General features: G+C 71.6%; 10 protein-coding genes. 5 read left to right on the top strand and 5 right to left on the bottom strand.

What is annotated here, in order from left to right:
- Positions 1 to 3: 3 nt before the first annotated feature.
- Positions 4 to 588, bottom strand: coding sequence for a (2Fe-2S)-binding protein (locus ABD355_RS00130; RefSeq protein ID WP_344397830.1), 585 nt, complete (start codon positions 586 to 588; stop codon positions 4 to 6).
- Positions 588 to 1,478: an FAD binding domain-containing protein gene (locus tag ABD355_RS00125; protein ID WP_344397828.1), complete on the bottom strand. Its 891-nt coding sequence runs from the start codon at positions 1,476 to 1,478 to the stop codon at positions 588 to 590. Before ABD355_RS00125 ends, ABD355_RS00130 begins: the two co-directional genes overlap by 1 nt.
- A 344-nt stretch (positions 1,479 to 1,822) precedes the next feature.
- On the opposite strand from ABD355_RS00125, the gene ABD355_RS00120 reads away from it, so the two are divergent.
- From ABD355_RS00120 to ABD355_RS00110, 3 genes are all read left to right on the top strand, one after another.
- The gene (locus ABD355_RS00120; protein WP_344397826.1) at positions 1,823 to 3,520 is read left to right on the top strand and encodes a PucR family transcriptional regulator; all 1,698 of its coding nucleotides are present in this window, start codon (positions 1,823 to 1,825) and stop codon (positions 3,518 to 3,520) included.
- Positions 3,521 to 3,711: 191 nt separating this feature from the next.
- Positions 3,712 to 4,494 carry a hypothetical protein gene (locus ABD355_RS00115; RefSeq protein ID WP_344397824.1) on the top strand — a complete coding sequence of 261 codons (783 nt, stop codon included), beginning with the start codon at positions 3,712 to 3,714 and terminating at the stop codon, positions 4,492 to 4,494.
- A gap of 71 nt (positions 4,495 to 4,565) precedes the next feature.
- The gene (locus tag ABD355_RS00110) at positions 4,566 to 5,069 is read left to right on the top strand and encodes a DUF2231 domain-containing protein (RefSeq protein WP_344397822.1); all 504 of its coding nucleotides are present in this window, start codon (positions 4,566 to 4,568) and stop codon (positions 5,067 to 5,069) included.
- Positions 5,070 to 5,885: 816 nt separating this feature from the next.
- Here the strand turns inward: ABD355_RS00110 and ABD355_RS00105 are convergent.
- Positions 5,886 to 6,701 (bottom strand): GntR family transcriptional regulator, encoded by an 816-nt coding sequence (locus ABD355_RS00105; protein ID WP_425585686.1) that lies wholly within the window; start codon positions 6,699 to 6,701, stop codon positions 5,886 to 5,888.
- A gap of 927 nt (positions 6,702 to 7,628) precedes the next feature.
- On the opposite strand from ABD355_RS00105, the gene ABD355_RS00095 reads away from it, so the two are divergent.
- The gene (locus ABD355_RS00095) at positions 7,629 to 8,672 is read left to right on the top strand and encodes a DUF2637 domain-containing protein (protein WP_344397818.1); all 1,044 of its coding nucleotides are present in this window, start codon (positions 7,629 to 7,631) and stop codon (positions 8,670 to 8,672) included.
- Between the two features lie 53 nt (positions 8,673 to 8,725).
- Here the strand turns inward: ABD355_RS00095 and ABD355_RS00090 are convergent, their stop codons facing one another.
- Positions 8,726 to 9,184: an ATP-binding protein gene (locus ABD355_RS00090; protein WP_344398119.1), complete on the bottom strand. Its 459-nt coding sequence runs from the start codon at positions 9,182 to 9,184 to the stop codon at positions 8,726 to 8,728.
- Positions 9,185 to 9,409: 225 nt separating this feature from the next.
- Between ABD355_RS00090 and ABD355_RS00085 the strand changes: the two genes are divergently transcribed.
- Positions 9,410 to 12,418 (top strand): alpha-mannosidase, encoded by a 3,009-nt coding sequence (locus tag ABD355_RS00085; RefSeq protein ID WP_344397816.1) that lies wholly within the window; start codon positions 9,410 to 9,412, stop codon positions 12,416 to 12,418.
- Here the strand turns inward: ABD355_RS00085 and ABD355_RS00080 are convergent, their stop codons facing one another.
- Entirely contained in the window at positions 12,419 to 12,880 is a 462-nt protein-coding gene (locus ABD355_RS00080; protein ID WP_344397814.1) for a hypothetical protein, read from the bottom strand.
- Between the last annotated feature and the right edge of the window lie 289 nt (positions 12,881 to 13,169).

Raw genomic sequence — 13,169 nt, 5'->3', positions numbered from 1 at the left:
CGGTCAGACCGCCTCTCCCTGCCGGGCGGCCGCCAGACGGACCGCGTCCATGATCTTCTCGTAGCCCGTGCAGCGGCACAGGTTGCCCGACAGGGCCTCGCGGATGTCCGCGTCGCTCGGGTTCGGGTTGCGCTCGAGCATCTCGTCGGCGGCGACCAGCAGACCCGGGGTGCAGAAGCCGCACTGGACGGCACCGGCATCGATGAACGCCTGCTGGATCGGGGAGAGTTCGGTGCCCTCGCCGGTCTGCGAGTCCTGGCCCTTCGCGGCCCACGTCTGGGCGTCCTGCAACGACGTACCGCAGGCACCGGTCGCACAACCGCCGTGCTCCGCACGCTGCTTGGCGAAGTCCGCCAGCCCCTCGACGGTGACGACCTCGCGGCCCTCGACCTGACCTGCGGCCACCAGGCAGGCACACACGGGCGCGCCGTCCAGGCGGACCGTGCAGGACCCGCACTCGCCCTGCTCGCAGGCGTTCTTGGAGCCGGGAAGCCCCAGGCGCTCGCGCAGGACGTAGAGCAGGCTCTCGCCCTCCCAGACGTCGTCGGCTTCCTGCGGACGTCCGTTGACGGTGAAGTTGACGCGCATTACGCAGCTCCCTCAGTGGTGCGGCGGGCGCCGCGGTACGACTCCCAGGTCCAGGTCAGCGTGCGGCGTGCCATGACGCCCACCGCGTGCCGGCGGTAGCTCGCCGTGCCCCGGACGTCGTCGATCGGGTTGCAGGCGCCGGAGCACAGCTCCGCGAACTGCTTGGCGACCGACGGGGTGATGATCTTTCCGTTGTCCCAGAAGCCGCCCTCTTCGAGCGCCGCGTTCAGGAACTCCTCCGCGGCCTTCGCCCGGACGGGGGTGGGTGCCGCCGAGCCGATGCCGGTACGGACGGTGCGCGACGACGGGTGCAGGGCCAGGCCGAAGGCGCACACGGCGATGACCATCGCGTTGCGCGTGCCGACCTTGGAGTACTGCTGCGGGCCGTCGGCCTTCTTGATGTGCACGCTCTTGATGAGCTCGTCGGCGGCGAGCGCGTTGCGCTTCACGCCGGTGTAGAACTCGTCGATGGGGATCAGCCTGGTGCCGCGCACCGACTCGACCTCGACCTCGGCGCCCGCCGCGAGCAGCGCGGGGTGGGCGTCGCCGGCCGGGGAGGCGGTGCCGAGGTTGCCGCCGACGCCGCCGCGGTTGCGGATCTGCGGGGAGGCGACGGTGTGCGAGGCGAGGGCGAGACCCGGCAGCTCGGCGCGGAGGCTCTCCATGATCTTCGAGTACGGGACGGAGGCACCGAGCCGCACGGTGTCCTGGCCGACCTCCCACTCGTAGAGGTCGCCGATGCGGTTCAGGTCGAGCAGGTACTCGGGCCGGCGGTGGTCGAAGTTGATCTCGACCATCACATCGGTGCCGCCCGCAATGGGCACAGCGGTGGGGTGCTCAGCCTTGGCGGCGAGCGCCTCCTCCCAGCTGGCGGGGCGAAGGAAGTCCATGACCGGCTCTCTTCTTCGTCTCGTGAGTCGTACGGATCAAGCCAGATCTGGTGCGGCGGGCCCGGCTTGTTCATGTGCTGTTTACGCGGAGTGGAGCCAGTACACAGCGCGGTGCTCCACCCAGGTCAGTCACGGAAACCATGAAGGAGTTGGCTGGCCAGGCCGGGCATCTTGTAGATTCGTATGAACGGAGGTCATCAGTAACCTCTTCGTTTTCCTGTAGAAACGCAGGAAACAGCCTGGCAATCAAAGGATGCGCCGTGCGCACCGGTCGCCGGGCTCCTCCCACCGACCATCCTCACAACTCATCGTAGATTTCGAGACAAAGAACGGCGGCGACGAGAATGCGGCTGCGCGCACTGCTGGACACCGACGCGCTGGGCCTGCGGCTGCTCGGCGGCGAGGACGAGCTGGATCGCACCGTGCGCGGTGTGATGACCACCGACCTCAGGGATCCCAGCCGCTACCTCTCGGGCGGGGAGCTGGTCCTCACGGGGCTGGCCTGGCGCCGCGACGCCGACGACTCCGAGGCGTTCGTACGGATCCTGGCGCAGGCCGGGGTGGTCGCGCTGGCCGCCGGTGAGGCGGAGCTCGGGGACATCCCGGACGACCTGGTGGTGGCCTGCGCCCGGCACCGCCTGCCGCTGTTCGCGGTGCACGAGTCGGTGGCGTTCGCGACGATCACCGAGCACGTCGTACGGCAGGTGTCCGGGGAGCGCGCCGGGGACCTCGCGGCGGTCGTGGACCGGCACCGGCGGATGATGACCTCCGGTCCGGCGGGCGGCGGCCCGGACGTGGTCCTCGACCTGCTCGGGTCCGACCTGGACCTGCGGGCCTGGGTGCTGTCCCCCACCGGACGGCTGATCGCCGGCCCGAAGGTCGCCGGACCCGGGCTGCCCGCCGACACCTGCGCCGAGCTGGCCGCCGAGCATCTCGCCGCCGCCCGCACGGGCCGGCGCGGACCGCACCGGGTGACGCTCGGTGCGGCCACCTACAGCCTCTTCCCGATCCGCAGCTCGGGGCACCGCACGGCGGCCGGGGGCGGGCGCTCCGCACAGGCCTCCCGGGACGTGCGCGAGACGGTCCTGTCGGACTGGCTGCTGGCCGTCGAGGCGGACGCCGGGGACTGGCCCGCGGAGCGCCTGGACCTGCTCCAGGGCGTCACCCAGCTGATCTCCGTCGAGCGGGACCGCCGGGATGCGGCGCGCACGGTGCGCAGACGGCTTGCGCAGGAGGTCCTGGAGCTGGTGCAGACGGGTGCCGCGCCCGCCGAGATCGCCGCCCGGCTGCGGGTGGCCGCGCCGGTGCTGCTGCCGGGCCTCGGGGCCGCCCCGCACTGGCAGGTGGTCGTGGCCCGGGTCGAGTGGGAGGGCGGCGACATCGAGGCGGGGCCGGTCGCCCAGTCGCTCCTGGAGGAGATCCTCGTCGACCCGCTCGCCACGGGCCCGGAGCCCTCCGACCGCATCGCCGTGGCGCACACGGGCGACGAGGCGATCGCCCTCGTACCGCTGCCGGCCGTCTCCACAGAGCACGACGGCTCGGAGTCCGGCATCCTCGCGGACGCGCTCCTGGAGTCCGTACGCGACCCGCTGTCGGCCGGTCTGGACGGCGACGGACAGGTCACGCTGGGCGTCAGCGCGGCCGTGCACTCGGCGGAGGGGCTGCGCGGAGCGCTGGAGGAGGCGCGGCACGCCCGGCGGGTGGCGGCGGCGCGGCCCGGGCGGGTGTGCGCGGCGGGCCACCAGGAACTGGCCTCGCACGTCCTGCTGCTGCCGTTCGTCCCGGACGACGTGCGGCGGGCGTTCACCGCGCGGCTGCTGGATCCGCTGCGGGACTACGACCGCCGGCACCGCGCCGAGCTGATCCCCACCCTGGAGGCGTTCCTCGACTGCGACGGCTCCTGGACGCGCTGCGCGACCCGGCTGCACCTGCACGTCAACACGCTGCGCTACCGGGTCGGGCGGATCGAGCAGTTGACGAGCCGTGACCTGTCGCGCCTGGAGGACAAGCTCGATTTCTTCCTGGCGTTGCGCATGAGCTGAGGTCACCGGGGCATGCCACGGACGGGGGTCCCCCCGGCTCGAGCGCAGCCGAGAGTTGGGGGAGGCATCAAGTGCCGTCGCTGTCCCACGACTTTGTGAAATCCTTCACCCACCCCCTTGGCCGGGCGCCGCGATTCGTGCTGAGATGCCGCCACCACTCATAGCTCGATGGCGTGCTCGGGGAGGGCAACGTGGCGCATACCGCCATGTCTGGTAACGGAACGACCGCCGGTGACGATCCCCTCCAGACCGCGGTATGGCGGCTGCGCTCACGCGCCTGCTGGGCCGACGCGGCGGCCCTGCTCGAACCCCGCACCGCGGACGCGGCGCTGCAGCGGGCCGCGCTGCTGGTCGAACGGTGTCTGTACACCGAGCAGGGCTGGGAGGAGGCCGAGGACGCACTGCGTACGGCCGAGGCGCTGGCCCACACCGACGACGAGCGGGGCGCGGCCGCTTGTGAACGCGGGTACTTGGCGTACGCCGCGACGCTGATGGGGGTCCGGGACCGGGCCGACGAGGCGCGCGCCGCGCTCGGGCGGACGGCGGCGCTGATCCCTCCGGGGGCGGCGGGGCGGCCCTTGCTGGACTTCCGGCGGGGGCTGGTGGCGCAGAACCTCGCCGACGCGCCCCAGGCGGCACGGGCCGCGTTCCGCCGCGCCCACGCGGGGGCGACCGCGCACGGCGATCTCCTGCTGCTGTCCTTCACCTGGCGGCATCTGGCGGGACTCGCGCTGCGCGAGGGGGAGTTGGCGGAGGCGCGGCACGGGTTCGCCGAGTCACTGCGGATCCGTGAGGAGCTGGGGTATCTCGTCGGTACGGCGCCGGCGCTGGCGTCCCTCGCGGATGCCGAGGCGGAGCCCGAGGCCTCGCGACTGCGGGAGGAGGCCCGGCGGTTGTTCCAGTTGCTCGGGGGTGTGCCGACGTGGCTGGCGCGGCAGCTGTCGCCGCCTGCGGCGGGGGCGGCCACGGCTTGAGAGGCCACTGAGAGCAACCTGAGAGGTTGCTGTGCCAGGGTGGCGCGCCCGACCCCCTGGAGGAACGCCCGATGAGCCTCGTCAACGGCTTGCCCGCACATGTCCTGCTGGTCCATTTCGTCGTGGTACTGGTACCGCTGACGGCCCTGGCCCTGGTCGTGTGCGCCGTGTGGCCGCCCGCAGCCCGCCGACTGGGCCTGGTGCTGCCGGCGCTGGCCCTGGTCACCCTGGCGAGTGTGCCGCTGACCACGGGGGCCGGCGAGTGGCTGGAGAAGCACGTGGGCAGCAACGCCCTGGTACGGCGGCACGCGGAACTCGGCGACGGGCTGCTCCCCTGGGCGTTGGGCCTGTTCGTCCTGGCGGCGGCGGTGTGGTGGACGACCCGCCGGTCGTCGGCACAGCAGGACGGGGCCCGTTCCGGCTCCGTCATCCGGATCGCGGCCGCCGCACTGTCCGTCGCGGTGGCGGCGGGCGCCGTGGTCGACGTCTACCGCATCGGCGACTCCGGCGCGAAGGCGGCCTGGCAGGACGGCTACTCGAAGACGGCGACCGGATCGAGCGAGGGCGACGGCTGACCCAGGTCGGCGCCCTGACGGGCCGTGCGGGGGTTCCAGTCGGCGGGAACCCCCGCACGGCCCATGAGCGCCACAGCCCTCAGAGCGTCCCCCACGAGCCTGCGCCCCCGCCAGGCAGAGCGTGGAGCTGTCCGTCCTTCCCCATGCGACGGACCGCGTCGACCGGGGCTGCGCCTCTCCAGCCCGTCCGGCGTTCGAGGACGAGGCCGTTCAGACCGAAGGACGACAGCGGCACCCAGGCACCCCGGCCAAACACTCCCCCACCAGCCCGCGCACCACGTCCAGATCCCCCCGATCAACGACAACCGGCCTCGCTCGACACCGCGACACGACACAACAGCAGTCCGACCGGTGCGACTCCGCACGAACCACACACCCCACGGCACTCAGATCCCCGCCACGTGCTCTCATGCCAGCGTGCGCACCACGTCCAGATCCCCCCGATCAACGACAACCGGCCTCGCTCGACACCGCGACACGACACACCAGCAGTCCGACCGGTGCGACTCCGCACGAACCACACACCCCACGGCACTCAGATCCCCGCCACGTGCTCTCATGCCAGCGTGCGCACCACGTCCAGATCCCCCCGATCAACGACAACCGGCCTCGCTCGACACCGCGACACGACACGCCACCAGTCCGACCGGTGGGACTCCGCACGAACCACACACCCCGCCAAACACTCCCCCATCAGCCCGCGCACCACATCCAGATCCCCCGGTCAGGGACGAGCGGCCTCCGTCGGCCCCGCGGCAGGACACGCCAGCGGTTCGATCGGTGGGGACTCCGCGCGGATCGCGCGTCCCGCAGGGCTCAGGACGCCCCCGCGAAGTGTTCGCCCACCAGTGCTCGCACCACGTCGAGGTCCCGGGCGATCAGCGCGTCCAGCAGGGTGGTGTGTTCGGTCGCGTCCGCCAGGAGTGCGGCGTGGCCGCGGGAGGACGGGCTGCCGACCAGGGGCCACTGGGCGCGGCGGTGCAGGTCGTCGGCGATCTGGACGAGTTGTTCGTTGCCGGACAGGGCGAACAGGGCGCGGTGGAAGGCGCGGTCGGACTCGGCGTAGGTCGCGCGGCAGCCGGAGGACGCGGCGCGGAGGGTCGCCTCGGCGAGGGGGCGCAGTGCGGTCCAGCGCTCGGCGGGCACCGTGCGGGCCAGGCGGAGCATCACGGGGATCTCGATCAGTGCGCGGACCTCGGCCAGCTCGGCCAGTTCGCGGGCCCCCCGCTCGACCACCCGGAAGCCACGGTTGGGCACGACCTCGACCGCGCCCTCCAGGGCGAGCTGCTGCATCGCCTCGCGCACCGGCGTCGCGGAGACCCCGAACCGCTCCCCCAGTGCGGGCGCCGAGTAGACCTCGCCCGGCGTCAGCTCGCCCGCGACCAGCGCGGTGCGCAGCGCGTCGAGGATCTGCCCGCGCACGGAGGCCCGCTGGACCAGGCGCGGCCGCGGAATCGGCGCTTCACTGTGCGTGTGCTCGCCCCGCGTGGCCCCCGCCTCGACGCCCCGCTCCCGGTCCACGTCCTGAGCCCTGGGCTGCGGCGGCACCCGGCGCACCACCCCCGTGTCGGCGGAGCCGTGGGTGCTCTGCTGCACGGGTCCTCCTCCGGACGTGTCGGTACTTGGGGTCATTACGGCGGGTTGTTACTCGCCCGTCAAGCACCTTAGGCGCAGTTGTCATCAGTTCAAATCCCATTCGATTCAGATAAGGATAGCCTTACCTTGTTAGTCGTCATGTGTCCGTCATGGATCGATGACCCTTGCACGCCTGCGCCGCACCCGGCACTCAGCGCCGCCTACGCCCGCCTGAACAGGACCTTCCCCGGGCCGGCCGTCAGGGAGGTGGGCGCCGACGAGCGGGTCCCGACGGGTGATGGACGGGTCTCCGCCGCCTCGCCCGCGCAGGGCGGCGTCGATCTCGACACATTTCTGGCACCGGACGACACACAGATGCCGCGCGACTACGGAGTGCACGGCCGGACGTCGTCGCGAGCTTCGGGCTGCCCCGGTACGCATGGCCCGCCTGTCCGCTGATCACCGCGCCGGGTTCCTGCTGCGCCGGGCGCCCGGTCCCGCCTGGCCCTGTGGCGCACGGCTACCGACGAGGCCGTGGAGGGACTCCGGTACGTCACCCACCCGGGACCGGGTCAGCTGCCGCACGTTCTGCACCGTGCACCCCGAGGGCGCCTGTGCCACCTACCCGCCCACCCGTGACGCCGACCGGGTCGGCAAGCTGTCGGCCATCGCCGTCAGTTGAGGCACCCTCAGGCACAGCGGCCGCCGGCCGTCCCGTAAGATCAGCGCGAACAAGGCGCCCGCCCGGTTACAGGCAATTCACAACTTCCTCACTTGCCGCAGGAACTTTCCGTGGAACCATCCGTACGGGTAGTCTTATTCGAACTCAACTCCCGCCCCTCAAGCGGCAGTTCGAGCAGAACGCCGCCCTGGGCATCCCCTTGCACTTCCTTGGCGGCCTCTTGCCCCGAAACCCCCTGAGGGCCGGTGGGATTGGGCCACTATGGCGGGCGATACGCCCTATCCCAATGCAAGGGACCCCAGATGAGACTGACCGACATATCGCTGGACTGGCTGCTTCCGGGCGCCGTACTGCTCCTGGGCATGCTGGCGGCGGTGGCGGTGCTCGCGCGCAGCAAGCGCTCCGGGGAGCACGCGAAGACGGACGATTCGTGGGAGCGCAGCGAGGAGCGCCGCCGGCGCAAGGAGGCCATATATGGCACCGCCTCCTATGTCCTGCTGTTCTGCTGTGCGGCGGTCGCCGCCGCCCTCTCCTTCCACGGCCTGGTCGGCTTCGGCCAGCAGAACCTCGGCCTGACCAACGGCTGGGAATACCTGGTGCCGTTCGGCCTGGACGGCGCGGCCATGTTCTGTTCCGTGCTCGCGGTGCGCGAGGCCAGCCACGGTGACGCGGCCCTCGGCTCCCGGATACTCGTGTGGACGTTCGCGGGCGCCGCGGCCTGGTTCAACTGGGTGCACGCGCCCCGGGGTATCGGTCACGACGGTGCGCCCCAGTTCTTCTCCGGCATGTCCCTGTCCGCGGCCGTCCTCTTCGACCGCGCCCTGAAGCAGACCCGCCGGGCCGCACTGCGCGAGCAGGGCCTGGTGCCGCGCCCGCTGCCGCAGATCCGTATCGTCCGCTGGCTGCGAGCCCCCCGCGAGACCTACAAGGCCTGGTCGCTGATGCTCCTGGAGGGCGTGCGCAGCCTGGACGAGGCGGTCGACGAAGTACGCGAGGACAAGCGCCAGAAGGAGGAGAACCGGCTGCGCCGCCGCGAGGCGGACCGCCTGGAGCGCGCCCAGCTCAAGGCCATCAGCCGGGGCCACCGCGGGTTCATCGGCCGCGGCGGCGGACGTCAGGTGGAGCCCCAGGCCCTGGAGCGAGCCTCCGCGTCGGTCTCCGCGGAGCCTGCCATATCCAGCGCGGAACCGCTGCCCGTACGCTCACGCCCGTCCCTGCAGCCCGTCCGCAAGGCCGGCGCTGAACCGGTGACCGTCGACCTCACCGCGGAGGACGACACCATGGCCCTGCCACGGCTCGACTCCCTGGAGCGCAAGCTCAAGGACCTCGAGCAGCAGTTCGGCTAGAACGGCCTGCACGGGAAGGGGGCGTGACCTTCGGGTCACGCCCCCTTCCCGTGTCATGCCGCTCCGGCGTCGAGTTCGAACCACACCACCTTTCCCACCCCGTGCGCCCGTACGCCCCACGCGTCCGCGAGGGACTGCACCAGGACCAGGCCTCTGCCGTGCGTACCGTCGTCGGCGTTCGGTACGCGCAGCCTGGGCCTGCGGCCCACGAAGTCCCTCACCTCCACCCGCAGACCACGGGGTCCGAGGGTGGCGGTCAGCACCGCGTCGTGGTCGGTGTGGATGAGTGCGTTGGTGACGAGTTCGCTGGTGAGCAGCTCCGCTATGTCCGAGCGGCCGGGCCTGCCCCACTGCCGTAGCAGCTCGCGCAGTGCCCGGCGTGCCTCGGGCACCGCCTTCAGGTCCGCGCGGCCCAGTCTCTGCCGCAGCTTCCGTATCTGGGACGGCTGCGCCTGGTCCGCGTCGCCGTCGGTCTTTTCCTCCGTCTTCGCCGAGAAGGCCCCGATCGCCATGGGACCGCCCCCTCGTGCCTGCCTCTTCATGACCCCCGCCCGCGTGCCGATGTCGGTCCCCTCCTTGTCGAACACGTTCACGGGATCCATGCCCCACTGGGCACGCGCCAGTCATGTCCATCCTCGGGTGGCCAGGTGTTCGGCCACGGATGCTGCGGTTCCGGCCGGACGGAGGGACCCTTTGGAGCGAGGCACCACAGCCGTCCGAGCGCCGAGGGAGCCGCCGTGCACGACGACCGAACGCTGGTGGAGGCGCGCCTGGAGCGCGCCATGGGACAGTTCGTGCGGCCCGCGCAGTACGCGGAGCGCGTGCCGCTGGTGCTGTCCGTGTGGCATGTGCCCGGCGAACCGGTGCCGGTGGACCAGGCGCTGCAGGCCGACTACGAGGCCTTCACCACCGGAACGGCCTGGGGAAAGCCCTGGTCGACGAGTTGGTTCCGGTTGACGGGCCGGGTCCCGAAGGAGTGGGCCGGGCGCCGCGTGGAGGCGGTCATCGACCCCGGGTTCACCGGTGACGGGCCCGGTTTCCAGGCCGAGGGACTGCTCTACGACGCCGCGGGCGTGCCCCTCAAGGGCATTCACCCGCGCAACCGTCACCTCGCCGTCGGCTCCCCGGCGAGCGGAGGCGAACCGGTGCACCTGCTTCTGGAGGCGGCCGCCAATCCGGCCGTACTGCACGGCTTTGCACCTACGCACCTGGGGGACGTCCTGACCGCCGGGGATCGGCTCATCTACCGGTTCCGCTCTGCCGACCTCGCCGTACTCGACGAAGCCGTGTGGCAGTTGGTGCTGGACGTCGAGGTGCTTTCGGAACTGATGCACGAGCTGCCGATGGACCGGCCCCGGCGGCACGAGATCCTGCGTGCCCTGGAGGACATGCTCGACGCCCTCGATCTGCACGACGTCTCCGGTACGGCGGCCGCCGCCCGGGCCGCGCTCACCGAGGTACTGTCCCGACCGGCCTCGGCGAGCGCGCACCGGATCTCCGCGACCGGGCACGCCCACATCGACTCGGCCTGGCTGTGGCCGCTGCGCGAGACGGTCCGCAAGGCCTCGCGCACCTTCGCCAACGTCACCGCACTCGCCGCCGACTACCCCGAGCTGGTGTTCTCCTGCTCGCAGGCCCAGCAGTACGCCTGGGTGAAGGAGCACCAGCCGCACATCTGGGAGCGGATCAAGAAGGCGGTGGCGGACGGCAACTGGGCGCCCGTCGGGTCGATGTGGGTGGAGTCGGACGCCAACATGCCCGGCGGTGAGGCGCTGGCACGGCAGATCGTGCACGGAAAGCGGTTCTTCGCCGAAGAACTGGTCGTGGACACGGAGGAGATCTGGCTGCCGGACTCCTTCGGCTACACCGCGGCCTTCCCGCAGCTCGCAAAACTGGCCGGAATCCGATGGTTCCTCACCCAGAAACTCAGCTGGAACCAGTCGAACAAGATGCCCCATCACACCTTCTGGTGGGAGGGCATCGACGGCACCCGCGTCTTCACGCACTTCCCGCCAGTCGACACCTACAACTCGCAGTTTCACGGCCGCGAACTGGCCCGCGCGGAACGCAACTTCGCCGAGAAGGGGCGCGCCACCCGCTCGCTGGTGCCGTTCGGCTGGGGCGACGGGGGCGGCGGCCCGACCCGCGAAATGCTGGAGAAGGCCCGCCGGCTGCGCTCCCTGGAGGGCTCACCGCGGGTCGAGGTCGAGAAGCCGTCCGCGTTCTTCGCGGCCGCCGAGCAGGAGTACGGGCCCGCGGCCCCGGTGTGGTCGGGCGAGCTGTACCTGGAGCTGCACCGGGCCACCTACACCACCCAGGCGAAGACCAAACAGGGCAACCGTCGCTCGGAACACGCCCTGCGGGAGGCCGAGTTGTGGTGCACCACGGCGGCCGTACGCGATCCGTCGTACGCCTACCCGTACGACGCCCTGGACCGGCTGTGGAAGACGGTGCTGCTGCACCAGTTCCACGACATCCTGCCCGGGTCCTCGATCGCCTGGGTGCACCGGGAGGCACGGGACACGTATGCGCGGGTGCTGGCGGAAGTGGAGGAGCTCACGGCGGCGGCCGTGGCGGCGCTGGGGACGGGCGGGCCGGTGGTCCTCAACGCCTCGCCGTACGAGCGGACCGAGATCGCCGGGGGCGTGCTGGTGACCGTGCCCGGGCTGGGCAGTGCGCCGGTCGTCGGCGCGGCGGGCGAGGTCGTCCGGGCCGAGGAGGATGAGGGCACGTACGTACTGGAGAACTCCCGGCTCCGGGTCACCGTGGACGCGCAGGGCCTGCTCTCCTCGGTCCGCGATCTCGCCGCCGGCCGTGAGGTGCTGTGCGGCCCCGGCAACCTCCTCCAGTTGCACCCCGACCATCCCAACGCCTGGGACGCCTGGGACATCGACCGGCACTACCGGCGTCGGCACACGGACCTTGCCGGCGTCGAGTCGGTGGAGCTGGTGGAGGACGGGCCGCTGACGGCGGCAGTACGGGTGACGCGGACCTTCGGGAAGTCGCGGATCACCCAGGAGATCCGCCTGGCGGCCGGCGCGCGGCGCCTCGACGTCGTCACGGATGTCGACTGGCAGGAGTCCGAGAAGGTGCTGAAGGCCGCCTTCCCGCTCGACGTGCACGCCGAACGCTCCACCGCGGAGATCCAGTTCGGGCACATCCACCGCCCCACGCACACCAACACGTCCTGGGACGCGGCCCGCTTCGAGATCTGCGCGCACCGCTGGCTCCGGGTCGCGGAGGAGGGCTACGGCGTGGCGGTCCTCAACGACTCGACGTACGGACACGATGTGACCCGTATCCCGCACGAGGGCGGCCTCGGCACGACCGTACGCCTGACGCTGCTGCGTGCCCCGCACAGCCCCGACCCGGAAACCGACCTGGGCAGGCACCGCTTCACCTACGCCCTGCTGCCGGGCGCGGACGTCGGGCACGCGGTCGCCGAGGGGCTCGCACTGAACCTGCCGCTGCGGGTGGCGCAGGCGCCGGTCGTGGAGCCGCCGGTCCGCGTCGACCACCCGGCCGTGACCGTCGAGTCGGTGAAGCTCGCGGAGGACCGCAGCGGGGATGTGGTGGTACGGCTGTACGAGTCCCGGGGCGGACGGGCGCGGGCCACGCTGACACCCGGGTTCCCGGTGGGCCGGGCCGAGGTGACGGACCTGCTGGAACGGCCGCAGCACGAAAGCGACTTGAGCTTCGAGCTGCGGCCGTTCCAGATCCTCACGGTGCGGCTGCGACCGGAGTGACTACTTGGCCGTTGCGCCCTTCTCGCCGATGTGGAAGATCTTGCGGCTGTCGCGGGCCATGTCCACCACCAGCTTGGTGGTGTAGTTCCTGCTCCACGTCAGGGTGACGACGGCCTCCGTGCGGTTCGCGGTGCTGCCGTTGTCGGTGACCTTCCAGGCGAGCGGGACGTTCTGGGCGCGCAGGACGCCGTCGGCGTGCTCCCGGTCCTCCCAGGCCGCCAGTTCCTTCTGGAAGGCAGGGGTCAGGTAGTGGGCGCGCAGTGCGTCCCCGAGGTGGCCGCTGTCCTCGTCGGTCACCGCGTCGATGTAGGCGCCGTAGAAGTCGGCGATCCGGCTGATGTTGTCGGACGGCTTGCCGCTGACGCTGTGCGCGGCGCCGGCGGAGGCCTGGGCGGTGGCGCCGAGGCCGAGGGCCACGGCGAGAAGGCCGGCGGTGAGGACGGTGCGGGTCTTGCTGCTCATGTTCGGTTCCCCGTTTCGAGTGACTGAGTGTTCGAGCGGTCGAGCCGTGCTGTGGGCCGCCCTCCCGACCCCCGAGACGGGAGGGCGGCCCTGGCTCGCTCGGGCATGGGTGACCCATGAATGAGTGCATGGGTGTCGGTTGTCGCCGACGCCGGATGGTCGGTCCGGCCCTGGTCGGTGCGACACCAAGAGCATCGGCGGTCACGGCGGGCCGGCGCAACGGCAGACGCCCCATCCGCGACGGTGGAACCATCCCAGCCCATCTGACGTGCAGGTATATGAGTGCCTG

The organism is Streptomyces longisporus, assembly GCF_039532765.1.
Classification (GTDB): Bacteria; Actinomycetota; Actinomycetes; order Streptomycetales; family Streptomycetaceae; genus Streptomyces; species Streptomyces longisporus.
The sequence above is the reverse complement of the archived record's forward strand: the minus strand, read 5'-3'. Positions and strand labels throughout refer to the sequence as shown.